General features: G+C 67.7%; 20 protein-coding genes. 10 read left to right on the top strand and 10 right to left on the bottom strand.

Translation table 11 applies throughout. From position 1 onward, the window contains the following. Positions 1-12: 12 nt before the first annotated feature. The 7 genes from EV685_RS16030 to EV685_RS16000 all read right to left on the bottom strand — a co-directional run bounded on the left by EV685_RS16030 (position 13) and on the right by EV685_RS16000 (position 8,251). The gene (locus tag EV685_RS16030) at positions 13-789 is read right to left on the bottom strand and encodes an ABC transporter ATP-binding protein (protein WP_130483055.1); all 777 of its coding nucleotides are present in this window, start codon (positions 787-789) and stop codon (positions 13-15) included. An 11-nt stretch (positions 790-800) separates the two neighbouring features. Further along, a complete protein-coding gene (locus tag EV685_RS16025; RefSeq protein ID WP_130483054.1) occupies positions 801-1,886 on the bottom strand; it encodes an ABC transporter permease subunit in 1,086 nt (361 codons plus the stop codon). A 16-nt stretch (positions 1,887-1,902) separates the two neighbouring features. Beyond that, positions 1,903-2,838, bottom strand: a complete 936-nt coding sequence (locus tag EV685_RS16020) for a branched-chain amino acid ABC transporter permease (RefSeq protein ID WP_130483053.1) — start codon at positions 2,836-2,838, stop codon at positions 1,903-1,905. 238 nt (positions 2,839-3,076) lie between these two features. Continuing rightward, positions 3,077-4,390, bottom strand: coding sequence for a replication-associated recombination protein A (locus EV685_RS16015; protein WP_420820837.1), 1,314 nt, complete (start codon positions 4,388-4,390; stop codon positions 3,077-3,079). A gap of 76 nt (positions 4,391-4,466) precedes the next feature. After that, positions 4,467-5,111, bottom strand: coding sequence for an outer membrane lipoprotein periplasmic chaperone LolA (gene lolA, locus EV685_RS16010; RefSeq protein ID WP_420820835.1), 645 nt, complete (start codon positions 5,109-5,111; stop codon positions 4,467-4,469). A 37-nt stretch (positions 5,112-5,148) separates the two neighbouring features. Further along, positions 5,149-7,509 carry a DNA translocase FtsK gene (locus tag EV685_RS16005; protein ID WP_130483052.1) on the bottom strand — a complete coding sequence of 787 codons (2,361 nt, stop codon included), beginning with the start codon at positions 7,507-7,509 and terminating at the stop codon, positions 5,149-5,151. Between the two features lie 73 nt (positions 7,510-7,582). Continuing rightward, positions 7,583-8,251 carry a Crp/Fnr family transcriptional regulator gene (locus tag EV685_RS16000; RefSeq protein ID WP_130483051.1) on the bottom strand — a complete coding sequence of 223 codons (669 nt, stop codon included), beginning with the start codon at positions 8,249-8,251 and terminating at the stop codon, positions 7,583-7,585. Between the two features lie 282 nt (positions 8,252-8,533). On the opposite strand from EV685_RS16000, the gene trxB reads away from it, so the two are divergent. From trxB to EV685_RS15980, 4 genes are all read left to right on the top strand, one after another. Beyond that, positions 8,534-9,496, top strand: coding sequence for a thioredoxin-disulfide reductase (gene trxB, locus EV685_RS15995; RefSeq protein ID WP_130483050.1), 963 nt, complete (start codon positions 8,534-8,536; stop codon positions 9,494-9,496). Between the two features lie 245 nt (positions 9,497-9,741). Further along, entirely contained in the window at positions 9,742-9,975 is a 234-nt protein-coding gene (rpmB, locus tag EV685_RS15990) for a 50S ribosomal protein L28 (protein ID WP_130483049.1), read from the top strand. An 18-nt stretch (positions 9,976-9,993) separates the two neighbouring features. Then, complete coding sequence (gene rpmG, locus EV685_RS15985) at positions 9,994-10,164, top strand: 50S ribosomal protein L33 (RefSeq protein WP_130483048.1); 171 nt, start codon at positions 9,994-9,996, stop codon at positions 10,162-10,164. Positions 10,165-10,381: 217 nt separating this feature from the next. Continuing rightward, positions 10,382-11,926 carry a hypothetical protein gene (locus EV685_RS15980; RefSeq protein ID WP_130483047.1) on the top strand — a complete coding sequence of 515 codons (1,545 nt, stop codon included), beginning with the start codon at positions 10,382-10,384 and terminating at the stop codon, positions 11,924-11,926. Here the strand turns inward: EV685_RS15980 and EV685_RS15975 are convergent. Further along, positions 11,878-15,822, bottom strand: a complete 3,945-nt coding sequence (locus EV685_RS15975) for a DUF3683 domain-containing protein (RefSeq protein ID WP_130483046.1) — start codon at positions 15,820-15,822, stop codon at positions 11,878-11,880. The genes EV685_RS15980 and EV685_RS15975 overlap by 49 nt on opposite strands. A gap of 357 nt (positions 15,823-16,179) precedes the next feature. Between EV685_RS15975 and ugpB the strand changes: the two genes are divergently transcribed. The 6 genes from ugpB (at position 16,180) to EV685_RS15945 (ending at position 22,342) form a co-directional block, all read left to right on the top strand. Then, positions 16,180-17,490: a sn-glycerol-3-phosphate ABC transporter substrate-binding protein UgpB gene (gene ugpB, locus EV685_RS15970; protein ID WP_130483045.1), complete on the top strand. Its 1,311-nt coding sequence runs from the start codon at positions 16,180-16,182 to the stop codon at positions 17,488-17,490. Between the two features lie 33 nt (positions 17,491-17,523). Next, entirely contained in the window at positions 17,524-18,411 is an 888-nt protein-coding gene (gene ugpA / locus EV685_RS15965; RefSeq protein WP_130483044.1) for a sn-glycerol-3-phosphate ABC transporter permease UgpA, read from the top strand. 28 nt (positions 18,412-18,439) lie between these two features. After that, positions 18,440-19,291 (top strand): sn-glycerol-3-phosphate ABC transporter permease UgpE, encoded by an 852-nt coding sequence (gene ugpE, locus EV685_RS15960; protein WP_130483043.1) that lies wholly within the window; start codon positions 18,440-18,442, stop codon positions 19,289-19,291. A gap of 19 nt (positions 19,292-19,310) precedes the next feature. Next, a complete protein-coding gene (gene ugpC / locus EV685_RS15955; protein WP_130483042.1) occupies positions 19,311-20,438 on the top strand; it encodes a sn-glycerol-3-phosphate ABC transporter ATP-binding protein UgpC in 1,128 nt (375 codons plus the stop codon). 63 nt (positions 20,439-20,501) lie between these two features. Continuing rightward, positions 20,502-21,296 (top strand): glycerophosphodiester phosphodiesterase, encoded by a 795-nt coding sequence (gene ugpQ / locus EV685_RS15950; protein ID WP_130483041.1) that lies wholly within the window; start codon positions 20,502-20,504, stop codon positions 21,294-21,296. Beyond that, on the top strand, positions 21,293-22,342 hold the full coding sequence (locus EV685_RS15945) for a CaiB/BaiF CoA transferase family protein (RefSeq protein ID WP_130483040.1): 1,050 nt from the start codon (positions 21,293-21,295) through the stop codon (positions 22,340-22,342). Before ugpQ ends, EV685_RS15945 begins: the two co-directional genes overlap by 4 nt. 51 nt (positions 22,343-22,393) lie before the next feature. Here the strand turns inward: EV685_RS15945 and argJ are convergent, their stop codons facing one another. After that, positions 22,394-23,623 (bottom strand): bifunctional glutamate N-acetyltransferase/amino-acid acetyltransferase ArgJ, encoded by a 1,230-nt coding sequence (argJ, locus tag EV685_RS15940; protein ID WP_130483039.1) that lies wholly within the window; start codon positions 23,621-23,623, stop codon positions 22,394-22,396. 48 nt (positions 23,624-23,671) lie between these two features. Beyond that, complete coding sequence (gene secA, locus EV685_RS15935) at positions 23,672-26,425, bottom strand: preprotein translocase subunit SecA (protein ID WP_130483038.1); 2,754 nt, start codon at positions 26,423-26,425, stop codon at positions 23,672-23,674. Positions 26,426-26,518 lie beyond the last annotated feature (93 nt).

Raw genomic sequence — 26,518 nt, 5'->3', positions numbered from 1 at the left:
TGCTCCGCTCGCTCAATGTGCCTTGTGACCGGCGCCCAGGTAGGCCTCGATCACCTTCTCGTTGCGCTGCACGTCGTGCGGCGTGCCTTCGGCGATCTGCTTGCCGTAGTCGAGCACGGTGACGCGGTCGCACAGGCCCATCACCAGCTTCACGTCGTGCTCGATCAGCAGGATGGTCCGGCCGTCGTTGCGGATGCGGTCGATCAGCTCGCGCAGCACGACCTTCTCGGTCGCGTTCATGCCGGCGGCCGGTTCGTCCAGCGCGATCAGCTTGGGCTCGGTCGCCAGCGCGCGGGCGATCTCCAGACGACGCTGGTCGCCGTAGCTCAGCGTACGGGCCTTGAACTCGGCGTACTTGCCGATGCCGACATAGTCCAGCAGCTCCTGAGCGCGCTGGGCGATCGCCGCTTCTTCGGCCTTGAAGCTGGCGGTGCGAAAGATCGCGCCAAACAGCCCGGAGCCGGTGCGCACATGGCGTCCGACCATGACGTTCTCCAGCGCCGTCATCTCGGGGAAGAGACGAATATTCTGGAAGGTGCGGGCGATGCCGGCCGCCGCCACCTGGTGCACGGCCTGCGGCGTGTAGGTCGCCCCGCCCAGCTCGAAGGTGCCGCCGTCGGGCGTGTAGAGCCCGGTGATGACGTTGAAGAAGGTGGTCTTGCCGGCGCCGTTGGGGCCGATCAAGCCATAGACCTGGCCCTTGCGGATGGTGATGCCCACATCGCTGAGGGCCTGCAGGCCGCCGAAGCGCTTGGAGACGCCCTTGACCTCGAGAACGGTGTCATTCATGTGCGTGCTCCTCACTTCACGACGGCCGGAGCCGCCTTGCCATGTTCCGGCGCGGGCCACAGGCCACGCGGACGCAACAGCATCACCGCGATCATCGCCAGCGCGATCAGCAGCTGGCGCAGGATGGCCGCGTCGATGCGCCCACCCGTCATGGACTGCACGTCACCGGCGACGTAGCGCAGCACCTCCGGCAGCGCCGAGAGCATCACCGCACCCAGGATCACGCCAGGGATGTGACCAATGCCGCCCAGCACGACCATCGCGACGATCATGACCGACTCCATCAGCGTGAAGGACTCGGGCGAGATGAAGCCCTGGAAGGCCGCGAACATCGCGCCCGAGACGCCGCCGAAGGTGGCGCCCATGCCGAAGGCGAGCAGCTTGAGGTTGCGGGTGTTCAGGCCCATCGCCTTGGCGGCGATCTCGTCCTCGCGGATGGCCATCCAGGCGCGGCCGATGCGGGAGGTTTCAAGCCGGTGGCAGATCACCACGCTGCCCACCACCAGGGCAAGGAACAGGTAGTAGTACAGCGCGACCGACGGGATCGAATAGGTCCCGATCACCAGCGGCTTGCCGAAGCTGAAGCCGAAGAAGGTCATCGGGTCGATCTGGCTGATGCCACGCGGACCGTTGGTGATGTTGAGCGGATGCTCCAGGTTGTTCATGAACACCCGGATGATTTCGCCGAAGCCCAGCGTGACGATGGCGAGGTAGTCGCCGCGCAGCTTGAGCGTGGGCGCGCCCAGCAACATGCCGGCCAGCGCCGCAACGATGGCCGCGATCGGGATCACCATCCAGATCGGGAAGTGCAGCCCAGTCGGAAATGCGGCCTTGAACGCCGCGAAGTTCATCGACAGGTGCGGCGACGCCACCAGCGCGAACAGGTAGGCCCCGATCGCATAGAAGGCCACATAGCCCAGATCCAGCAGGCCGGCATAGCCCACCACGATGTTCAGGCCCAGCGCGAGCAGCACGTACAGCAGCGCGAGCGCCATGATGCGCACCCAGCCTTGGCCGAACTGCGCGGCGATCAGCGGCATCGCCAGCAAGGCGATGGCCGCGATCAGGATGACGAGGAGTCGGTTCTTCGGATTCATCACGAGGTCTCCGGGTTCAGGCGCGGTCGGCCACGCGTTCGCCCATCAGGCCGCTCGGTCGCAGCGTGAGGACCAGGATCAGCACCAGGAAGGCGAAGATCTCGACGTAGTGACTGCCGAAGACGCCGCCGGTCAGGTCACCCAGGTAGCCCGCACCGATCGCCTCGATCAGGCCCAGCAGCACGCCACCGACCATCGCGCCGGTGAGGTTGCCGATACCCCCGAACACCGCAGCGGTGAAGGCCTTCAGGCCGGGCATGAAGCCCATGCTGTGCTGCAGGGTGCCGTAGTTCGCCGCCCACATGATCCCGGCGATGGCCGCCAGGGCCGCGCCGATGATGAAGGTGGCGCTGATGATGTGGTCGGGGCGCACGCCCATCAGGCCGGCCACACGCGGGTTCTCTGCGGTGGCACGCATCGCGCGGCCAAGCTTGGTCTTGTTGACCAGCCACAGCAGCAGGCTGAGCACCACGCCAGTCACGATCAGGATCAGGATCTGGGTCAGCGTGATCACCGGGCCGTCCTCCCACAGGAAGTAGACCTCGGCGGGAATCAGTTGCGGGTAGGGCTTGGGGTTGGGCTTCCAGATGATCATCGCCAGCGTCTGCAGCAGCAGGCTCATGCCCATGGCGGTGATCAGCGGCGCCAGCCGTGGCGCGTTGCGCAGCGGCCGGTAGGCGATCTTCTCGATCGAGTAGTTCAGCAGCGAGCAGACGACGATGGCGGCCACCATCGAGATCAGCAAGATGACCCAGCCCGGCCACATGATGCCGGCGGACTGGAAGGCCGACGCCACGGTCCAGCTGACCATGGCGCCAACCATCAGGACCTCGCCGTGGGCGAAGTTGATGAGGCTGATGATGCCGTAGACCATCGTGTAGCCCAGTGCCACGAGCGCATACATGCTGCCCAGCACCAGACCGTTGATGATCTGCTGTACGAAGGTGTCCATCGAAAAGTCTCCTGGATGCGGTGCCCTTAGCCCGCTTGTCGTTCTTGATGCGGCGGGTTCATGGCCTGCCGCTCGTTCACGCAACGACCGTGCCCGGTGTATCGGGCTGGCCCGTTCGAAGGCTTCGAACCGGGGCCTGGTCGGCGTCAAGCGGCGCGGATTGTATGGCTGGGCCATCCCGCGAAAGATTCGTGTTTTCCGCAGACCTCACCGCCTTGGATGCGGTGTTGACGGGGCTTCAGCGAGCTTTCTTCGCCTGCTCGTCCAGCTCGCGCAATCGAGCCAGTTTCTCGGCGATCTTGCCTTCGAGTCCGCGTGCGACCGGCTGGTAGAAGGCCGGTGGCGGATCGAGGGCCTCGGGGAAGTAGTGCTCGCCGGCCGCGTAGCCATCGGCTTCGTCATGGGCGTAGCGGTAGTCGCGGCCGAAGTCGAGCTTCTTCATCAGCGCGGTCGGCGCATTGCGCAGGTGCAGCGGCACCGGCCGTGTGCCGTCTTGCTGCACGAAGGCCTTGGCCGCCTTGTAGGCGGTGTAGACGGCGTTGGACTTGGCCGCCACGGCGAGGTAGATCACCGCATTGGCCAGCGCCAGCTCGCCCTCGGGCGAGCCGAGCCGCTCGTAGGTCTCGCTGGCATCGAGGCACAGGCGCAAGGCCCGCGGGTCGGCCAGGCCGATGTCCTCGCTGGCCATGCGGATCAGCCGGCGTGCGATGTAGCGTGCATCAACCCCGCCGTCGAGCATGCGCACGAACCAATACAGGGCGGCATCGGGGTTGCTGCCGCGCACCGATTTGTGCAACGCCGAGATGGTGTCGTAGAACTGGTCGCCGCCCTTGTCGTAGCGACGCAGCTGCGCGCCCAGGCAGCGTTCGAGCACGGCCTCGTCGATGACGGTCTGCACGCCCACCATGCGCACGACGTTCTCGAAGGTGTTGAGCAGCCGACGCGCGTCGCCATCGGCATAGGCGATCAGACGGGTCGCGGCAGACGGCTCCGGCGCGACGGCACCAAGGGCCTCGCAGGCGCGTGTCAGCAGGGCCTGCTGGTCGGCCTCATGGATGGGCTTGAGCACATGCACGGTGGCACGCGAGAGCAACGCCGAGTTGACCTCGAAGGACGGGTTCTCGGTGGTCGCGCCGATGAAGGTGAACAGGCCCGATTCGACGTGCGGCAGGAAGGCGTCCTGCTGGGACTTGTTGAAGCGGTGCACCTCGTCGACGAAGACGATGCAGCGCCTCCCCTGGGCCTGTGCGACGCGGGCCTGCTCGACCGCCTCGCGGATCTCCTTGACGCCACCGAGCACGGCCGAGATCTGCACGAAGACCGCCTCGAAGGCATCGGCCATCAGCCGCGCCAGCGTGGTCTTGCCCACCCCCGGTGGCCCCCACAGGATCATCGAATGGGGCTGCCCCGACTCGAAGGCCACACGCAAGGGCTTGCCGGCATCGAGCAGGTCATGCTGGCCGATGACCTCGTCGAGCGTGCGCGGGCGCAGGCGCTCAGCCAGCGGGATCGAGCCGGGCGCCGCCGACCGTTCGGTGCGCGGCGGCACGATGGGCTGCGGCTCGGCGCCGTCGAACAGGTCGCTCACGAGGCTGTTGACTCAGTGGTGCCGCGTCACGGCTGCAGCATCACTGTTGCAGCACGTCCGCGCCGGCCGGTGGCACGAAGCGGAAACGGGTCGCTGGGATGGCCGGGTTGGCCTCGACGCGGCTGAAGTCCAGGCGCGAGCGCTGACCGAAGGCGTCGGTGATCTCGAAGGCGGCGAGTTCCTTGCCCTTGAACGCCACCCGCACCTTGCGGATGCTGCCCTCGGCGTTCTTCGGCTCGGCCAGCACCCATTGCAGGCCGGCCTCGTCAGGCTGATTGGCGAGCGTGAAGTCGCGCTCGATCGATCCTCCCGCCAGCAGTGCCGCCGGCGTGCTGCCCAGGGCCTGGTCGTAAGGTCGAACGGTGACCTGGTTGAGGTCCTGGTCGTGCAGCCAGACCTTGGTGCCGTCCGACACGATCAGCTGCTCGTAGGGCTTGACGTAGTCGAAGCGGAAGCGGTTCGGGCGCAGGAACTCGAAGGTGCCGGTCGACGGCTTCTTGCGCGCGCCGTCGTTGCCGGTCACGACCTGGGTGAAGCTGGCGCGGCCGGACTGGACCTCACGCACGAAATCGCGCAGAGCCCCGATGGCATCGGCCTTCGCGGCGATCGGCCAGAGTGGCAGCAGCATCGACAGGGCCAGCGTGGCGAGCCAGCGACGGCGGAACTTGGAGCAGGTCTGAGACATGGATTCGATGCGCCCGGAGGCCGGTCGGGGAGAGGTTTCAGTCAACCTGGCGCGGTGGCACCAGGATGTCGCGGTTGCCGTTGGTCGCCATGCTGGAGACCACGCCGGACTGCTCCATCTGTTCGAGCAGGCGGGCCGCGCGGTTGTAGCCGATGCGCAGGTGGCGCTGCACCAGCGAGATCGAGGCGCGGCGGTGCTGCAGCACGATGGCGACGGCCTGGTCGTACATCGGATCGGCTTCGCCGGTGGCACCGCCAGCCGGATCGCCGGGCTCGCCGCCTTCGCCGTCCAGCACGCCACCTTCGAGGATGCCTTCGATGTAGTCCGGCTCGCCCTGGGTCTTGAGGTAGCTGACCACGCGGTGCACCTCGTCGTCGCTGACGAAGGCGCCGTGCACCCGTACCGGCAAGCCACCGCCGGGCGTCAGATAGAGCATGTCACCCTGACCCAGCAGGGCCTCGGCGCCCATCTGGTCGAGGATGGTGCGGCTGTCGATCTTGCTGGAGACCTGGAAGGCGATGCGGGTCGGGATGTTGGCCTTGATCAGGCCGGTGATGACGTCCACGCTGGGCCGTTGCGTGGCGAGGATCAGGTGGATGCCCGAGGCCCGTGCCTTCTGCGCCAGACGGGCGATCAGCTCCTCGATCTTCTTGCCCACCACCATCATCAGGTCGGCCAGTTCATCGATCACCACGACGATGTGCGGCAAGCGGGCGAGTGGCTCGGGCGCATCGGGCGTCAGGCTGAAGGGGTTGGGGATCAGCTCGCCGCGCTCGGTCGCCTCGTTGATCTTCTTGTTGTAGCCCGCCAGGTTGCGCACGCCCATCTTGCTGAGCACCTTGTAGCGGCGCTCCATCTCGGCCACGCACCAGTTGAGCGCGTTGCCGGCCTGCTTCATGTCGGTGACGACCGGGGCGAGCAGGTGCGGGATGCCCTCGTAGACGCTCATCTCGAGCATCTTCGGGTCGATCAGGATGAGCCGCACATCGCGCGCCTCGGCCTTGTAGAGCAGGCTCAGGATCATCGCGTTGATGCCCACCGACTTGCCCGAGCCGGTGGTGCCCGCGACCAGCACGTGGGGCATCTTGGCCAGGTCGGCGACGACCGGCGTGCCGATGATGTCCATGCCCAGGCCGATGGTCAGCTGCGAGGCCGCGCCGTTGTAGACCTGCGAGCCGAGGATCTCGGCCAGCCGGATCGTCAGGCGCCGCGCATTGGGCAACTCCAGCGCCATGTAGGTCTTGCCAGGGATGGTCTCGACCACGCGGATCGAGACCAGGCTCAGTGAGCGAGCCAGGTCCTTGGCCAGGTTGACGACCTGCGAGCCCTTGACGCCGGTGGCCGGCTCGATCTCGTAGCGGGTGATGACGGGGCCCGGCTGCGCGGCCACGACACGGACCTCGACGCCGAAGTCCTTGAGCTTCTTCTCGATCAGCCGGCTGGTCATCTCCAGCGTCTCGGGCGTGACGGTCTCGACGCGGGTCGACGGGGCGGCATCGAGCAGGTCGACCTGCGGCAGGTTGCCGTTGTCCAGCTCCTGGAAGAGCGGCTGCTGGCGTTCCTTGACGACCCGCTCGGACGGCGGCACGGCCGGCGGCGGGACCTCGATCACCAGCGGCGGCTGGACCTCCTCGATCTGGCGCTCGACCTCGACGAGGTGCTCGCGCTCACGCTGGGCGCGCTGGCCGATGCGCTCGTCCTCGGCGCGTTCGCGGCGTTCTTCGCGGCGCTCGCGCAGGCCTTCGGCCGCCGCGCCGATGCGCTCGGCCAGCACGCTCCACGAGAAACGGAAGGCCCAGGACAGGCCCACCAGCATCACCACGATCCATGCCACGCCACTGCCGGCGAAGCCCAGCAGGCGCATGCTCAGAGGCCCGAGCGTCGCGCCCAGCATGCCGCCGGCCTGCGCGCCAGCCAGGGCATCTTCATGTCGGTAGAGACGGGTCCATTCGAGCGAGCAACTCGCGGCGAGAAGCAGCAGCAGCCCGACCCAGGCGAGCCACTTCGGACGCCAGGGCACGGCGTCGGCGCCGCCACGTCCATCCACATCGGTGCGCAAGGCACTGGCCACCAGCGACAGCCAGCCACGCGCGAGGAACAGCAGGCACCACCACACCGACAGACCGAACGTCACCAGTGACAGATCGGCCCACCAGGCGCCGAAGGCACCGACCCAGTTGCGGGTCGCCGCGCCGTCACCGGAGGTCGAGAAGGCATGGTCGCCCGGATGCTGGCTCAGCAGCGCCAGCAGCCACAGCAGCAGCACGATCGCGCCGAGCGCAATGGCCGCCTGCAGGCGCCACGAGGATGCGGCACGCCCGATCTGGGCAGACGTGGGGGAGGAGGAAGCCGCGTCGCCGGAGGACGACGCGCGCAACGAACCGAGCGGATACGACATGCGCCGGATTGTCGGCGATCAGCCCGTGAAAGCCGCACGGCCGGCCGGCCGCGCGGCGTGCCGCATCACTGCGTCACTGCGTCGTCAGGCGGTCGGTCAGCACGACCCAGCCGTTTTCCTGGGTCTCGATCAGGCCGCGCTCTTCCAGGTCCTTCATGACCCGGCTGACCATCTCGCGCGAGGCGCCGACGACCTTGGCCAGATCCTGACGCGACACCTTGCTGCGGATCATGCGCTGGCCATCCTCGTCGGTGGCCATGTCGAGCAAGGCACGCGCGACGCGGCCATAGACGTCCAGCAACGCGAGCGACTCGATCTGGCGATCGGCGTTGCGCAGGCGGCCGACCAGGCCGCGCAGGATGGCGTAGGACAGGCTCGAGTTCTCCGGCAGACAGGCAGCAAACTCGCCACGGCCCAACACCAGCACGTCGGTCTGGACCTCGGCACGCACGGTGGCCGAATGGGGCTCGTTGTCGATCAGGCTCATCTCGCCGAGGTAGTCGCCCGGCTCCAGCACCGCGAGGATGACCTCCCGTCCGCGAGAGTCGGAGGTCACGACCCGCGCCCGGCCGCTCAGCAGGATGAACAGCGCATCGGACTTGCGGCCTTGCTCGACGATGATCTCGCCACGGCGGTAACGACGCTTGATCACCCCGTCGGCCACCGTCTGGGCCTGTTCATTGGTGAGCATCGAGAAAAGGGGGACGCGCCGGATCAGATCGAGATTCGAGAGCATGGCCATCGAGGCACTCCTGCTTGAGTTGGTTCTATCGTGTTCAGAGTCGGCCCACCGGCGCGCCACAGCAGGTCGTTCATACAATCCCTCGATCCTCCTGCGACGTCCGGGACCGGCGTCATCGGGCAAAGCAGGGCTCGCCGATGGCCAGTTAATTCACGCATGTGTGACGCCTCTCTCACTCTAACCCATGCGTTGACGGATTGAACAGCGCGGGCACCCCGAATTGATAACCGGTTGCAGCTGCGGCCCTTGAACGTCAACCCTTCGACGCCACGTCAGAAACCCATGAGCACACCCATCTTGCACGCCCAAGTCCTGATCCTCGGTTCGGGCCCCGCCGGCTATACCGCCGCCATTTACGCCGCGCGAGCCAACCTCAAGCCCGTCCTGATCACCGGCATGGCCCAGGGCGGCCAGCTGATGACGACGACCGAAGTCGACAACTGGCCGGCAGACGTGGCGGGCGTGCTCGGGCCGGATCTGATGCAGCGTTTCCAGCAGCATGCCGAGCGCTTCAATACCCAGATGGTGTTCGACCACATCAACAAGGTCGACTTCACGCAGCGGCCACTGAAACTCACCGGTGATGCAGGCACTTACACCTGCGACACATTGATCATCGCCACCGGCGCCAGCGCGAAATACCTGGGACTGCCGTCCGAACAGGCCTTCATGGGCCGCGGCGTCAGCGGCTGCGCCACCTGCGACGGTTTCTTCTACCGTGGCGACGAGGTCTGCGTGGTCGGCGGCGGCAACACCGCGGTCGAGGAAGCGCTCTACCTGTCGAACATTGCCAGCAAGGTCCACCTCATCCACCGCCGAGACAAGTTCCGCGCCGAGGCCATCATGGTCGACAAGCTGCACGAGAAGGTCGCCGCCGGCAAGATGGAACTGCATGTGTTCCAGACCCTTGACGAGGTGCTCGGCGATGCCTCAGGCGTGACCGGCGTGCGCCTGCGCAGCACCACCGACGACAGCACGCGTGATCTGGCCGTGCGCGGCTGCTTCATCGCCATCGGCCATCACCCGAACACCGACATCTTCCAGGGCCAGTTGGAGATGAAGGACGGGTACATCGTCACCCGCACCGGCCTGAACGGCTTCGCGACGATGACCAGCGTGCCCGGCGTGTTTGCCGCCGGCGACGTGCAGGACCACGTCTATCGCCAGGCCATCACCAGCGCCGGCACCGGCTGCATGGCAGCGCTGGACGCCCAGCGCTTCCTTGAGCAAGGCGGCGCGCACTGAGGCTCTGGCGGGCACCCCTCAGGTTTGTCTATAATCTTCGTTTTGCCGTCATGAGACCCGGCCTTCAAGAGGCCGGAGGGGCAAACATCAAGCCGGGGCCCGGCGCCGAGCTGGCAGGTCGTTACAGCGATCCGCGAGCCGCCCGAGCCTCCAGAGCCGCCGCCCGGTGTGTCCGCACCCGGTCGTTCGGCCCAGCGGCTGGCTTGCGCTGTTTGCCGTGTTGAAACACAGTCTGGAGAAGCGTCATGGCACGCGTCTGTCAAGTCACGGGCAAGCGCCCGATGGTGGGGAACAACGTGTCCCACGCCAACAACAAAACCAAGCGTCGCTTCCTGCCGAACCTGCAGTACCGCCGCTTCTGGCTCGAAACCGAAAACCGTTGGGTGCGCCTGCGCATCAGCAACGCAGCGCTGCGTCTGATCGACAAGGTGGGCATCGAACAGGTCGTCGCTGACCTGCGTGCCCGCGGCGAACTCTGAACCGCGAGGTAAGACACCATGGCATCCAAAGGCGGACGCGAAAAGATCAAGCTGGAATCCACTGCGGGTACCGGCCACTTCTACACCACGGCCAAGAACAAGAAGACGACGCCCGAAAAGCTCGAATTCATGAAGTTCGACCCGAAGGCACGCAAGCACGTGCTGTACAAGGAAGTGAAGCTCAAGTGAGCCCTGGCCCGTCGGTCTGACCGACCGGCCCATCTCCAGATCGCCAGACTGGCGATCCCCAGCCCGCCCGGATCCGTCCCGGCGGGTTTTGTTTTTGGTGCATCCCCCTCGTCACCCCCCTGCCCCCCGAAGGTAGGCACCCGTCGTCACGATGGCCGGGCATCGCCTCGCCGCCTAGATTGGCCCGATCCCCACGCGCCCGTCGACGGAGGTCTCGATGCCCCACTGCCCCTTGTGCCGCCATGCCTGCGGCTTGATCCGGGCCTTGCCGTTGGCCATGGTCTGGCTGGCGCTCACAACGGCGCCCTCATCGGCCCAGACTTTGATCCCCGGTGACCACCACCTGCGCCTGGGCGAGCCGCCGTTGCTGAGCCTGCGGGTCAGGTTGTCCGACGGCCAGGAGCCCGCCGGCCTGCTGCCGCAGCGCTGCCTGAGCGCCAGCCTGCAGCCCCTCGACCCGCGCGACGGTGTGGCCGTGACGCTGGACTGGCAGGACGCCGAACGCAACGCCGACGGCAGCACCTGGGTCACGCTGACGCACCCTGCGCCGCTGCGGCTGCTGCGCATGTTGTTGAGGACGACGTTGCACTGTGGCCCGTCCTACACGCGTGTGCAGCGATTGCAGGCCGAGTTGGATGAGGACAGCGTCGTGCCTGTCGTCGCGGCTGTCGTTGCGCCTGTCGTTGCGGCCGAAGCATCGACCCCGCTGGCGTCCCTGCCCAGCCCGGTGCCGGTGCCGGTGCCGGTTCGCACGCCCAGCCCCCGGCCGACACGCCCGCCCCCGCCAGCCGGACCAGTCCCGCCAGCCCCGCCGGTCCAGCGCCTGGCAGATGCCCCGCCGTCGCAGATCGCGGCACCGTCAGCCCACCTTGCAGCTTCCGTTTCCGCCAGCCCGCTGACCGACGCCTTCATGCAGGTCTGGCAACAGGACCTGCGCCAGCTGAAGGACGAGTTGCAACCGCTGCGGCGACAGGTCGCGGCGCAGGAACAGCGCCTGAGCGCCCAGGAAGACCTGCGACGCGACGCCCTTGGCGGCCTGTTGGCGGCCGGCGCTGGTGCGACGGCGCTGTGGATGGCCACACGGGCCTGGCGGGAGCGGCGACTGCGGCGCTTCCTCACAGAAGGCCTCACGGCAGCGAGCTACCCCGAGCCAAGTTCGGTCGAGGACGACGCACGCGTCGGGCCGTCTGCCGCGTTCGACACACCCAGCGTCGTCGAACTGACCGTGCCGCGCGCTGTTGCCACCGCGTCCTCAACCCGCGCGCGCGCCACGCTGGATGAATCCCGCCATCAGGCCTTGCACGACGAGGTCGACAAGCTGCGTGGCACCGGCCACCTCGGACCTGCTGCAGCGCTCCTGGAAGCGGCCTTGCAAGGCGAAGACGAACCACCACCCGGCCTGCTGCTGCGCCTGCTGGACATCTACCGACGGCTGGACCAGCCGGCATCACAGACCCCGATCGCCCACATGCTGAACAGCTTGTACGCGATCGACCTGCCGCCTCTGGCGACCTGCGTGCTGGTCGACGAGTTCGACCCGGACGGCGCGCGGCGCGACCTGCTTGCAGCCTGGCCCATGCTGGCCGGCCGCTCGGACGCCGATACGCGCCAGCGCCTGGCCGGCGCGCTGTTGGCCGACGGCGCCGACCGGCGGCTGGGCTGGCGGGACTTCCAGACCGCGCTGGCCTGGCATGCGGCGCTGGGCCGCAGCGATCAGACCAGCACGCGCTCGATGCCGCCGGTGTTGGCCTGCTGCACGTAGTCGGGCATCCAGTTCTCGCCCAGGATCTGGCGGGCCATCTCGACGACGATGTAGTCGGCTTCGAGCAGGCCGTTGCTCAGGTCGTCCTGGTAGCGGCTCAGGCCCTGGAGGCAGGCCGGGCAGGAGGTCAGGATCTTCATGTCGCCCTGGTGGCCCGATGCTCGCAGCTGGGCCTCGCCCTTGCGGATCTCCTCTTCCTTGCGGAAGCGGATCTGGGTCGAGATGTCGGGGCGGTTCAGCGCCAGCGTGCCGGCCTCGCCGCAGCAGCGATCGCTCTTGACCACACCGTCGCCGAGCAGCGCCTTGACCGTCTTCATCGGGTCCTGCAGCTTCATCGGCGTGTGGCAGGGGTCGTGGTACAGGAAGCCACCCTGGCCGGACAGCGTGATGCCCTTCTCCAGCAGGAACTCGTGGATGTCGATGATCCGGCAGCCCGGGAAGATCTTGTCGAACTGGTAGCCCTGCAATTGGTCGTAGCAGGTGCCGCAGCTGACCACGACGGTCTTGATGTCAAGGTAGTTCAACGTGTTGGCGACGCGGTGGAAGAGCACCCGGTTGTCGGTGATCATCTTCTCGGCCTTGTCGAACTGGCCGCTGCCACGCTGCGGGTAGCCGCAGCACAGATAGCCCGGCGGCAGCACGGTCTGCACGCCGGCATGCCAGAGCATGGCCTGGGTGGCCAGGCCGACCTGGCTGAACAGGCGCTCCGAGCCGCAGCCCGGAAAATAGAACACTGCCTCGCTGTCGACCGTGGTCGCCTTCGGGTTGCGGATGATCGGGACGTAGTTCTTGTCCTCGATGTCCAGCAGCGCCCGCGCCGTCTTCTTGGGCAGGCCACCCGGGAGCTTCTTGTTGATGAAGTGGATGACCTGTTCCTTGATCGGCGCCGCGCCGACCGAGGCCGGTGGTGCGCTGGTCTGCTTGCGGGCCACGACCTTGAGCAGGTCATTGGCGACGCGCTGCATCCTCATGCCCACGCCGACCATCGCGCCGCGGACCAGCTTGATGGTCTCGGGGTTGGTGGCATTGAGCATGAACATCGCCGCCGAACCGGCCGGGCGGAAGCTCTTCTGGCCCATCTTGCGCAGCAGGTTGCGCATGGCCATGGAGACGTCACCGAAGTCGATCTTGACCGGGCAGGGGCTCAGGCACTTGTGGCAGACCGTGCAGTGGTCGGCCACGTCCTCGAACTCCTCCCAGTGCTTGATGCTGACGCCGCGCCGGGTCTGCTCCTCATAGAGGAAGGCCTCGATCAGCAGCGACGTGGCGAGGATCTTGTTGCGCGGCGAATAGAGCAGGTTGGCACGCGGCACGTGGGTGGCGCAGACCGGCTTGCACTTGCCGCAACGAAGGCAGTCCTTGATCGACGCGCTGATGTCGCCAATGTCGCTGCGCTGCATGATCAGCGACTCGTGGCCCATCAGCCCGAAGCTGGGCGTGTAGGCCTCGCTCAGGTCGGCGGCGCGGGTCTCGTCACCCAGCGCGGCGGTGCGGTCCTTGGTCCGCAGCAGCTTGCCCTTGTTGAAGCGGCCTTCGGGGTCGATGCGGGCCTTGTAGGCCGCGAAGCCGCCGATCTCCTCGTCGGTCAGGAACTCGAGCTTGGTGATGCCGATGCCGTGTTCGCCGGAGATCACGCCGTCGAGGCTGCGTGCCAGCGTCATGATGCGGGCGACCGCCTCGTGCGCGGTCTGCAGCATCGCGTAGTTGTCGCTGTTGACGGGGATGTTGGTGTGGACATTGCCGTCGCCGGCATGCATGTGCAGGGCCACCCAGACGCGCCCGCGCAGCACCGTCTGGTGGATCTTGCGGCAGGCCTCGACGATGGGCTCAAAGGCCGCACCCGCAAGGATCTGCTGCTGGAAGGGCTTGAGGATCTGCGCGCGCCACGAGGCCCGCAGGCTGTGGTCCTGCAACTGTTCGAAGAAGGTCCGGCCGGCGCTCAGCTCGTCGTGCTGGGCCACGTCCAGGCCGTCCTTCCAGCCTTGCCACAAGGCGCGCACCTCGGCCAGCAGCGCGAGGGCCTGCTGGACGCGGTCGCCGAGCAGTTCGGCGCTCGGGATCTCGCTGGCGTCGTCGGTCTTGCCCAGCGGCAGCGAGCCGGTGCTGAAGAAGGCTTCGAGCTGGTCGACCAGTTCGAGCTTGTTGCGCAGCGACAGCTCGATGTTGATGCGCTCGATGCCGAGCGTGTACTCGCCCATGCGTTCGAGCGGGATCACCACGTCCTCGTTGACCTTGAAGGCGTTGGTGTGACGGCTGATCGCCGCGGTGCGCTTGCGGTCGAGCCAGAAGGTCTTGCGCGCATCGGCGCTGACGGCCACGAAGCCTTCGCCCGATCGGCCGTTGGCCAGCCGGATGACCTCGCTGGTGGCGCGCGCCACGGCGTTCTCGTCATCACCGACGATGTCGCCGACCAGCACCATCTTGGGCAGGCCGCCTCGCTTGCTCTTGGTCGTGTAGCCGACGGCCTTGAGGTAGCGGTCATCCAGATGCTCCAGGCCCGCCAGGATGGCGCCGCCGGGGCGCTTCATCTCGTCGAACATGAAGTCCTTGATGTCGACGATGGACGGCACGCAGTCCTTCGGATTGCCGAAGAACTCCAGGCAGACCGTGCGCACGTGCTTGGGCATGCGGTGCACGACCCAGCGGGCGCTGGTGATCAGGCCGTCGCAGCCTTCCTTCTGGATGCCCGGCAGGCCGGCGAGGAACTTGTCGGTGACATCCTTGCCCAGGCCTTCCTTGCGGAACACGCGGCCGGGAATGTCCAGGCGTTCGGTGCGCTCCAATGTCTTGCCGCTCGCGTCGAAGTAGCGCAGCTCGAAGCTGGCGGTCTCGACGTCATGGATCTTGCCCAGGTTGTGACCGATGCGGACCACCTCCAGCCATTTGGCCTCGGGCGTGACCATGCGCCAGCTGGCGAGGTTGTCCAGCGCGGTGCCCCACAGCACGGCCTTCTTGCCACCCGCGTTCATCGCGATGTTGCCGCCGATGCAGCTGGCCTCGGCCGAGGTCGGGTCGACCGCGAAGACGAAGCCGGCACGCTCGGCCGCATCGGCCACGCGCTGCGTGACCACGCCGGCTCCGGTCCAGATCGTCGCCACCGGCGAGGACAGGCCGGGCAAGGAGACGTGCTCGACCTCGGTCATCTGTTCGAGCTTCTCGGTGTTGATGACCGCACTGCGCCAGGTCAGCGGCACGGCGCCGCCGGTGTAGCCGGTGCCGCCGCCGCGCGGGATGATGGTCAGGCCCAGTTCGACGCAACCGGCCACCAGCGCGGCCATCTCGGCCTCGGTGTCGGGGGTCAGCACAACGAAGGGGTACTCGACCCGCCAGTCGGTCGCGTCGGTGACGTGCGAGACCCGCGACAAGCCGTCGAACTTGATGTTGTCGCGCTCGGTGTGGCGACCCAGCACCTTGCGGGTCCGTGCGCGCAGGTCGTGAACGGTGCGGAAGCGGGCGGAGAACTGCTCGACCGCCACGCGCGCCGCCGCCAGCAGCTCGCCGACCGCCGCGTCGCGCTCGCCGTCCTCGGACGGGCGACGACGCTTCTCGATCTCGTGCAGGCGATGGTTCAAGGCATCGACCAGCAGCTGGCGCCGCTTCGGGTTGTCGATCAGATCGTCTTCGAGATAGGGATTGCGCTGAACCACCCAGATGTCGCCGAGGACCTCGTAGAGCATCCGCGCGGAGCGGCCGGTGCGGCGTTCGGCGCGCAGGCGTTCGAGCAGGCTCCAGGCATGCTGACCCAGCAGGCGCTGGACGATCTCGCGGTCGGACAGCGAGGTGTAGTTGTAGGGAATCTCGCGCAGGCGCGGGGTGTCGCCGGACACATGGGCATCGGCCGACAGGTCATCGCCGGCCGGCAGGTCGACGGGCGTCAGGGGGAGCGGAGCGTTCATGAGGCCGCGGCGCAGGCAGCGCGCGAGGAAGGCGCGGCAGGCGGGTTTCCCGCCGCTGGAAACGGGGCCTGAGAGGCCCGGGCGGGCAGGCTCAAGCGCGATCGCAGATGGTAGCGCAGGGGCGTATTTTCCCTGGGGGGCAGGCCCTTGCCGGACCACGGGGGACGCGCTGCCGAACGACCGCACGACGGCGCCCGCGCGGTGTCACTGACCGGCTCCGCCCGCAAGCAGACTTGCCCGATTGCCCGAGCCCGGGCTTCGTGACAAAACCATGACGTCCGTCACGGTGCCATGAAGCGGTCACACGCCTGACCGAAGCTGGCGGCCCATCCCCTGATCACCCGGAGAGCCCACCCGATGAAACCGTCCGTCGTCCGCCTGAGCCTGGCCCTGGCCAGCCTCGCCGCCAGCTTCGCCAGCCACGCTCAGACCGAGATCCAGTGGTGGCACTCGATGACCGCCGTCAACGGCGAGTGGGTCAGCGACCTGGCCACGCAGTTCAACGCCAGCCAGTCCGAGTTCAAGATCATCCCGACCTACAAGGGCAGCTACGACGAGTCGATGACCGCCGCGATCGCCGCCTTCCGTGCTGGCAACGCGCCGCACGTGCTGCAGGTCTTCGAGGTCGGGACCGCGACGATGATGGCCAGCAAGGGCGCCATCGTGCCGGTCGGTCAGGTCATGACCGATGCGGGCTACAAGTTCGACCCGGGCGTCTACGTGCCGGCAGTGGCGGGCTACTACACCGCTCCGAGCGGCCAGATGCTGAGCTTCCCGTTCAACAGCTCGACGACGGTCTTCTACGTCAACAAGGACGCCTTCAAGGCCGCCGGCCTCGACCCCGAGAAGCTGCCGACGACCTGGGCCGACGTCGCCAATGCCGCGAACAAGCTCAAGGCCGCTGGTCACAAGTGCCCGCTGTCGACGGCCTGGCAAGGTTGGACCCAGCTCGAGAGCTTCTCGGCCTGGCACAACACGGAGTTCGCCAGCAAGGGCAACGGTTTCGGTGGCCTGGACGCGCGGCTGACCTTCAACTCGCCGCTGCACGTGCGCCACATCGACAACCTGGCCAAGATGGCCAAGGACGGCACCTTCGTCTACAAGGGCCGCGGCAACGTGCCGGAAGCCTCGTTCATCTCGGGTGAGTGCGCCATGATGCCGACCTCCTCGGCCTTCTACGGCAACGTCAAGAAGAACGCCAAGTTCGCCTTTGGCATGGCCCCCCTGCCGCACTACAACGACGTGGCCGGCGCGCCGCAGAACACCGTCATCGGCGGCGCCAGCCTGTGGGTCATGTCGGGCAAGAAGGCCGCCGAGTACAAGGGCGTCGCGGCCTTCTTCAACTTCCTGTCCGATGCCAAGGTGCAGGCGGCCAGCCACCAGCGCACCGGCTACCTGCCGATCACGCTGGAGTCCTTCAAGCTGACCGACCAGTCGGGCTTCTACAAGCAGAACCCGGGCACCGACATCGCCGTCAACCAGATGATCCGCAAGGTGACCGACAAGTCGCGCGGCATCCGTCTGGGCAACTACCTGCAGATCCGCACCATTGAGGACGAGGAACTCGAACAGGTCTGGGCCGGCAAGAAGACCGCCAAGGAAGCGCTGGACAGCGCCGTGCAGCGCGGCAACGAGCTGCTCGAACGCTTCGAGAAGGCCAACCGCTGAGCCCCGCCTGACGCCACACGCCCGATCCGTCACGTGTCCGCCGACAAGCGCGTCGTCTTCCGATCCCGCTGGCTGCCCTGGCTGCTGCTGGCGCCGCAGCTGGCGGTGATCGGGGCGTTCTTTTTCTGGCCGGCGGCGCAGGCGCTGTTGCAGTCGCTGCAGCAAAGCGATGCCTTCGGCACCTCGGTCGAGTGGGTCGGGCTGGAGAACTTCCGCAACCTCTGGGGCGACCCGCTCTACCTGGCGTCCTTCCAGACCACGGCGGTGTTCTCGGTGCTGGTGGCGGGGCTGGGCATCGGCCTGTCGCTGCTGCTGGCCGTGTTCGCCGACCGGGTCGTGCGCGGCGCGACCTTCTACCGCACCTTGCTGATCTGGCCCTATGCCGTGGCGCCGGCCATCGCCGGCGTGCTGTGGCTCTTCCTGTTCTCGCCCGGCATGGGGGTGGTCTCGCATGCGCTGCAGGCCCTGGGCGTCAACTGGAACCACCTGCTGCGCGGTGACCACGCGATGACGCTGATCGTCATCGCGGCGGTCTGGAAGCAGATCTCCTACAACGTGCTGTTCTTCGTCGCCGGGCTGCAGTCCATCCCGGCCTCGCTGATCGAGGCCGCCGCGATCGACGGTGCGCGGCCCTGGCGGCGCTTCTGGACGATCCAGTTGCCGCTGCTGTCGCCGACGACCTTTTTCCTGCTGGTCGTCAACATCGTCTACGCCTTCTTCGACACCTTCGCCATCGTCGACGCGGCCACGCAGGGCGGACCCGGCAAGGACACCTCGATCCTGGTCTACAAGGTCTACCACGACGGCTTCAAGGCCCTGGACCTGGGCGGCTCGGCCGCGCAGTCGGTCGTGCTGATGGTGATCGTGGTCGGCCTGACGGTGCTGCAGTTCCGCTTCGTCGAGAAGAAGGTGACCTACTGATGTCGATGACGAACAGGCCCGCGCCGTGATGGTCGAACGCCGCCCCTGGCTGGACCTGCTGGCCCATGCCGTGCTGCTGCTGGGTGTGCTGGTGGTGGCCTTCCCGGTCTATGTGACCTTCGTGGCATCGACCCACACCGCGCAGGACATCGTGCAGGCACCGATGCCGCTGCTGCCCGGCGCCCACCTGGTCGACAACTACCTGACCGCCTTGATGGGCACCCGCGAGGGCAACGGCTCCAAGGCCGCTGTCGGCCACATGATGCTGGTCAGCCTCGTGATGGCGCTGGGCATCGCGCTGGGCAAGATCGCGATCTCGCTGCTGTCGGCCTTTGCCATCGTCTACTTCCGCTTCCCGCTGCGCCGGCTGTGCTTCTGGGCGATCTTCGTCACGCTGATGCTGCCGGTGGAGGTCCGCATCGCGCCGACCTACAAGGTGGTCGCCGACCTCGGCATGCTCAACAGCTATGCCGGTCTGACCATCCCGCTGATCGCCTCGGCCACCGCGACCTTCCTGTTCCGGCAGTTCTTCCTGAGCGTGCCCGACGAACTCGCCGAAGCCGCCCGCATCGACGGTGCCGGGCCGATGCGCTTCTTCAAGGACGTGCTGCTGCCGCTGTCGGCCACCAGCATCGCCGCGCTCTTCGTCATCCAGTTCATCTACGGCTGGAACCAGTACCTCTGGCCGCTGCTGGTGACCACCGACGAGCGCATGTACCCCGTCGTCATCGGCATCAAGCGGATGATCGCCGGCGGCGACGCGCAGAACGAATGGAACATCGTCATGGCCACCGCGATCCTGGCGATGTTGCCGCCCGCGCTGGTCGTGATCGCGATGCAGAAGTGGTTCGTCAAGGGCCTGGTCGACACCGAAAAATAAGTTCGAGGACACACCCAACGTGGCAGCTCTCTCCTTGCGCGGCGTGGTCAAGCGATATGGCCACGGCAAGTTCGCGCAGCAGGTCGTGCACGGCGTCGATGCCGAGATCGCGGACGGCGAGTTCATCGTCATCGTCGGCCCTTCGGGCTGCGGCAAGAGCACGCTGCTGCGCATGGTCGCGGGGCTGGAGGAGATCAGCGCCGGCCAGATCGCCTTCCGCAACGCGTCGGGCGAACGCATCGTCAACAACCTCGAACCAGCCGAGCGCGACATCGCGATGGTCTTCCAGAACTACGCGCTCTACCCGCACATGAGCGTGTTCGACAACATGGCCTACGGCCTGAAGATCGCCGGTCTGGACAAGGCCGAGATCCGCCGCCGGGTCGACAAGGCCGCCGCCATCCTCGAACTCGGCACGCTGCTGGAGCGCCGGCCGCGCCAGCTGTCCGGCGGCCAGCGCCAGCGGGTTGCGATGGGCCGGGCCATCGTGCGCCAGCCACAGGTCTTCCTGTTCGACGAGCCGCTGTCCAACCTCGATGCCAAGCTGCGGGCGCAGACCCGGCTGGAGATCCGCCGGCTGCATGCCGAGCTGGGCATCACTTCGCTGTTTGTCACGCACGACCAGGTCGAGGCGATGACGCTGGCCCAGCGCATGGTCGTGATGAACGCCGGTCGCATCGAGCAGATCGGCACGCCCGAGGCGGTCTATGCCGAGCCGGCCACGCCCTTTGTCGCCACCTTCATCGGCTCGCCGCCGATGAACCTCGTCGACACCCGCGTCGAAGCCGGTCGTCTCGCGCGCTGTGCCGGCCTGGCGCTGGCCCTGCCGGGTGATCTGCCCTTCGCCTGTCCCGAACCCGGCGCGCCGCTGCTGCTGGGTGTGCGGCCAGAACACCTGAGCCTGGGTCCGGCCGACGCCAACAGCGGCTGGCCGGCCGTCGTCGAGATGGTCGAGATGCTGGGCGCCGAACGGCTGGTGCACGCCCGCCTGGCGGCGCCCGGGCCGCCGGCCTCGCCCCTGCTGACCGCCCGCATCGATGCCAGCCTGCCGGCGCCGGCCATCGGCGCCCGGCTGACGCTGCAAAGTACTGCCGAGCAGCTGCACGGCTACGACCCGACGACCCAGAAGCGTCTGCCCCGGGCCTGAAAATCGGTGCACCCCTGAGCATGGCCGTGCGGCCTGCCCCCCACCGAACCACCCGGAACCCCGATGACCGCTCCCCGCCTGAGCCCCTGGCCCTACCCGCGCTGGATCGCGCACCGTGGCGCCGGCAAGCGCGCGCCCGAAAACACGCTCGCCGCCTTCCGCCACGGCGCCGCGCTGGGCTGGACCAGCTATGAGTGCGACGTCAAGCTGAGTGCCGACGGCGAGTTGTTCCTGCTGCACGACGACACCCTGCAGCGCACCAGCAACGGCCACGGCGTGGCCGGGTTGCAGGACTGGCCGGCCTTGTCGCGGCTGGACGCCGGCAGCTGGCTCGGCAGCGCCTGGGCCGGCGAGCCGCTGCCTCGCCTGGAAGCCATCGCCCGCCACTGCCTGGCACACGGCCACACGCTCAACATCGAGATCAAGCCGACGACCGGCACCGACGCGCCGACCGGCCGCGCGGTGGCACGGGCGGCGCACGAACTCTGGCGCGACGCGGTCGAGGCTGGTCGCAGTCCCTGGCCCCTGCTGAGCAGCTTCCAGCCCGACGCGCTGGCCGCCGCCCGGGTCGCGGCGCCCGAGCTGCCGCGGGCGCTGCTGCTCGCATCCCTGAAGGCCGACAGCTGGCAACGCGCCGATGAGCTGGACTGCGTCGCCGTCGTGCTGGACCACCGCCTGATCGACGGCCCCGAGCTGATCGCACAACGTCAGGCCAACGGCTTGCGGGTGCTGGTCTACACCGTCAACGACCCGGCACGTGCGCGCCAGCTGTTCGATTGGGGGCTGGACGGCGTCATCAGCGATGCGGTCGACGGCATCCGCGAGGCGGTCGGCCCGCTGGCGGAGATCAAGGGATGACGGCGGCGGCGCAGGGCCCGCTGGCGACGCTGAAGATCGTCGAGTTCGAAGGCCTGGGGCCTGGTCCGCTGGCCGGCTGGATGCTGGCCGGGCTGGGCGCCCAGGTCACGCTGGTGCGTCGCCCGGGCGGCAACCCGATGGCCGAGCAGTTGGGCGGGCCACACGGCACGCGCCTGGTCGACGGCAAGGCCCATGTCGTGCTGGACCTCAAAAGCAAGGCCGGCCTGGCAGACGCGCGCGAGCTGATCGCCACGCACGATGCGCTGATCGAGGGCAACCGGCCGGGCGTGATGGAACGGCTGGGCCTGGGCCCGAACGACGTGGCGACGCTGAACTCGAAGCTGGTCTACGGCCGCATGACCGGCTGGGGCCAGACCGGCCCCCTGGCGCAGGCCGCCGGGCATGACCTGAACTACGTCGCCTTGAGCGGCATGTTGTCCTTGGGCGCGCGGCGCGGCGGCGAGCCACCGATCGTGCCGCCGACCGTGCTGGGCGATGCCGGCGGTGCGCTGGCGCTGGCGCTGGGCCTTGTCAGCGGCGTGCTGGCGGCGCGCCAGCCGGGTGGGCGCGGCTGCGTGGTCGATGCGGCCATCGTTGACGTGGTCGCCATGCTCGGCACGCTGGCCCTTTGGATCCACGGCGGCGGCCAACTGGCCGGGCCGCGCGCGGACAGCCCCTTCCACGACTCGCCCTTCTACGAGGTCTACCGCTGCGCCGACGGCGGCTGCCTCAGCCTGGGTGCGCTCGAACCCGCCTTCTGGGCGCTTGCACTGCAGCGGCTCGGGCTGGATGACATCGCCCCCGACAGCCAATACGACGTGCGAACCTGGCCCGCGCTGAAGGCCCGCCTCGCCGGCCTGTTCGCCAGCCAGCCACGTGCGCACTGGGACGCCCTGCTCGAAGGCAGCGACGCCTGCTACGCGCCGGTGCTGTCGCTGGCCGAAGCCGCCGCCCACCCCCACAACACTGCGCGCGGCACGCTGCGGGTTGATGTGGCCACCGGCCAGATCCACGCGGCCGTCGCGCCCCGGTTTGCGCCGCTCTGACGTGACAACGCCCCGCTGGACGGGGCGTTGTGGCGCGAGGCAAGGGGTCGATCAGGAGCGGTAGTCGGCGTTGATCTTCACGTAGTCGTAGGACAGGTCGCAGGTCCAGACGGTGGCGTGGCTGTTGCCACGGTTCAGGTCCACCCTCACGGTGATTTCGGCCTGCTTCATGACCCTGGCTCCGTCTTCCTCACGGTAGTCGGGATGGCGGCCGCCCTGGCGAGCGACGTGCACATCGTCAAGGTGCAGGTCGATCAGCGACTGATCCAGGTCGGCAATGCCGGCATAGCCCACCGCCGCCAAGATGCGGCCGAGGTTGGGGTCGCTGGCGAAGAAGGCCGTCTTGACCAACGGTGAGTGCGCGATGGCATAGGCCACCTGGCGGCACTCTTCCTTCGTCTGGCCGCCGTCAACGCGCACCGTGATGAACTTGGTCGCGCCTTCGCCGTCACGCACGATGGCCTGGGCCAATTGCTGCGAGACCTCGATCACCGCCTGGCGCAGCACCGCGCCGTCGGGCGATTCCAGCTGCGTGATCTGGGCGTGGCCGGCCTGATGCGTGGCGATCAGCAGGAAGCTGTCGTTGGTCGAGGTGTCGCCATCGATCGTGATGCGGTTGAAACTGCGGTCGGCGGCCTCGCGCACCAGTTCCTGCATCAGGTGCGGCGCGATGACCGCATCGGTCGCCACGAAGCCCAGCATCGTCGCCATGTTGGGGCGGATCATGCCGGCGCCCTTGCTGATGCCGGTGACCGTCACCGTGCGCCCGCCGATCTGCACCTGCCGCGAGGCGGCCTTGGGCAGCGTGTCGGTGGTCATGATGGCCTCGGCCGCCGCCGCCCAGTTGTCGGCCTTGCGGTCGGCCAGCGCCGCCGGCAGACCGGCCTGGATGCGGTCGTTGGGCAGTGTCTCCATGATCACGCCGGTCGAGAACGGCAGGATGTCCTCGGGCGCCAGATCCAGCGCCTGGGCCAGCGCGATGCAGACCGCACGGGCCCGCACCAGGCCGTCGGCGCCAGTGCCGGCGTTGGCGTTGCCGGTGTTGATCACGATGGCGCGACGCGCCGGACCGCAGGCCAGGTGCTCGCGGCAGATCTGCACCGGCGCGGCACAGAAGCGGTTGCTGGTGAAGACCCCGGCCACGCTGCTGCCCGGCACCAGCGTGACGACGGTCAGGTCACGTCGGTTGGCCTTGCGAACACCGGCCATGGCCACGCCCAGCTCGACGCCGGCGACCGGATGGAGTTCTTCGGGCAGAGGGGCACGCAGGTTCACGGGCATGGCAAGGGCTCTCGGCGGATCGGTCGGTGTGTGGGGAACGGGCGCTGCTCAGCTCAGCTTGCCGTGGCACTGCTTGAACTTCTTGCCGCTGCCACACGGGCACGGGTCGTTGCGGCCAGCACGCATGGCCATCGCGAGCGGCTGGCCGTCGCCGGCCGGCGCAGCGTCCTGCGAGACGCTGCCATCCTCGTTCGGGTGCGTGTAAGTGACGTTCTCGATGTGCTCGGCGCGCGCCTCGATCGCCTCGGCGGCCTGCTCGGCCTCCTCGCGGGTCTGGATGCGCACGGTCATCAGCACACGCGTGACCTCCAGCTTGGTGCGGTCCAGCAGCTGGCTGAACAGCTCGAAGGCCTCGCGCTTGTACTCCTGCTTCGGGTTCTTCTGCGCGTAGCCGCGCAGGTGGATGCCCTGGCGCAGGTAGTCCAGCGCGGCCAGGTGCTCGCGCCAGTGCGAGTCGATGTGCTGCAGCAGCACCATGCGCTCGAAGCCGGCGAACTGCTCACGGCCGACTTGCTCGACCTTGGCATCAAAGGCCGCGTCGGCGGCCTGGACGACGGCCTCGACGATCTCCTCGTCGGTGACCGCATCGCTCTTCTCGACCATCGCGCGCAGCGCCACGTCGATGTGCCATTCGTCCTTCAGGACCTGTTCGAGCGCGGCCAGCTCCCACTGCTCCTCGACCGTCTCGGGCGGCACGTGCAGGCGGGCGATGTCGGTCATCGCGCCGCGGCGCAGGTGGGCGATCTGGGCGTGGATGTCGGTCTGTTCGAGCAGCTCGTTGCGCTGCGCGTAGATGACCTTGCGCTGGTCGTTGGAGACGTCGTCGTACTCCAGCAGCTGCTTGCGCATGTCGAAGTTGCGGGCCTCGACCTTGCGCTGCGCACTCTCGATGCTGCGGGTGACGATCCCCGCTTCGATGGCCTCGCCATCGGGCATCTTCAGGCGCTCCATGATCGCCTTGACGCGGTCGCCCGCGAAGATGCGCATCAGCGAGTCTTCCAGCGACAGATAGAAACGCGAGCTGCCCGGGTCGCCCTGGCGACCGGCACGGCCGCGCAGCTGGTTGTCGATGCGACGGCTCTCGTGGCGCTCGGTGGCGATGATGCGCAAGCCGCCCAGCGACTTGACCTGCTCATGCAGGCCCTGCCATTCGCCCTTGAGCTGGGCGATGCGGCGGGCCTTCTCGTCCTCGGCCAGCGATTCGTCGGCCTCGACGAACTGGACCTGCTTCTCGACGTTGCCACCCAGCACGATGTCGGTGCCACGACCGGCCATGTTGGTGGCGATGGTGACCATCCCGGGCCGACCGGCCTGGGCAATGATCTCGGCCTCGCGGGCATGCTGCTTGGCGTTGAGCACCTGGTGTGGCAGGCCGGCGACCTCCAGCAGCTGCGAGACACGCTCGGAGTTCTCGATCGAGGTCGTGCCCACCAGCACCGGCTGACCACGCTCGTGGCACTCGCGGATGTCGGCGACCACCGCGTCGTACTTCTCGCGGTCGGTCTTGTAGACCAGATCCAGCTCGTCCTTGCGAATGGTCGGCCGGTTCGGCGGGATCACCACGGTCTCGAGGCCGTAGATCTCCTGGAACTCGTAGGCCTCGGTGTCGGCCGTGCCGGTCATGCCGCCGAGCTTGCCGTACATCCGGAAGTAGTTCTGGAAGGTGATCGAGGCGAGCGTCTGGTTCTCGGCCTGGATCTGCACGCCTTCCTTGGCCTCGACGGCCTGGTGCAGGCCGTCGCTCCAACGCCGGCCGGTCATCAGGCGGCCGGTGAACTCGTCAACGATCGTGACCTCGCCGTTCTGCACCACGTAATGCTGGTCGCGGTGAAACAGGTGGTGCGCGCGCAGCGAGGCGTAGAGGTGGTGGACCAAGGTGATGTTGGCGGCGTCGTAGAGCGACGCGCCCTCGGCCAGCAAGCCGGCCTGGGCCAGCAGCGCCTCGGCCTTCTCATGGCCGTCCTCGGTCAGGAAGACCTGGTGCGACTTCTCGTCGGCGGTGAAGTCCCCCGGCTCGATGACGCCTTCGCCGGTGCGCGGATCGGCCTCGCCGATCTGCTTCTTCATGTGCGGCACCACGGCATTGATCGCCAGGTACATCGAGGTCTGGTCCTCGGCCTGACCGCTGATGATCAGCGGCGTGCGGGCCTCGTCGATCAGGATCGAGTCGACCTCGTCGACGATGGCGTACTGCAGCGGCCGTTGCACGCGGTCGACCACCTCGTAGACCATGTTGTCGCGCAGGTAGTCGAAGCCGTATTCGTTGTTGGTGCCGTAGGTGATGTCGGCGGCGTAGGCGGCTTGCTTCTGCTCGCGCGGCATGTTGGGCAGGTTGATGCCGGTCTGCATCCCGAGGAAGGCGTAGAGCCGCCCCATCCACTCGGCGTCGCGGCGGGCGAGGTAGTCGTTGACCGTCACGACGTGCACGCCCTTGCCCGGCAGTGCATTGAGGTAGACCGGCAAGGTCGCCATCAGCGTCTTGCCTTCGCCGGTGCGCATCTCGGCGATCTTGCCGTCGTGCAGGACCATCCCGCCGATCAGCTGGACGTCGAAGTGGCGCATCTTCAGCACCCGCTTGCTGCCCTCGCGCACGGTGGCGAAGGCTTCGGGCAGCAGGTCGTCGAGGCTCGTTCCCTGAGCCAGTCGCTGGCGGAACTCGGCGGTCTTGCCGCGCAGCTCGTCGTCGGTGAGCTTCTCGAACTGAGGCTCAAGCGCATTGATGCGCTCGACCACGCGTCGGTATTGCTTGAGCAGGCGCTCGTTGCGACTGCCAAAAATGGACGTGAGGAGCTTGGGCAACATGGACGGGACAAACGTGACGGCCCTGGCGCGAGGGCACCCGCCAGGGCCGGTGTGATGGGCTTCGTCGTCGACGTGTCGGGCGACGGGGATGTG

It is taken from the genome of Sphaerotilus mobilis, from assembly GCF_004216565.1.
GTDB classification, from domain to species: domain Bacteria; phylum Pseudomonadota; class Gammaproteobacteria; order Burkholderiales; family Burkholderiaceae_C; genus Sphaerotilus; species Sphaerotilus mobilis.
The sequence above is the reverse complement of the archived record's forward strand: the minus strand, read 5'-3'. Positions and strand labels throughout refer to the sequence as shown.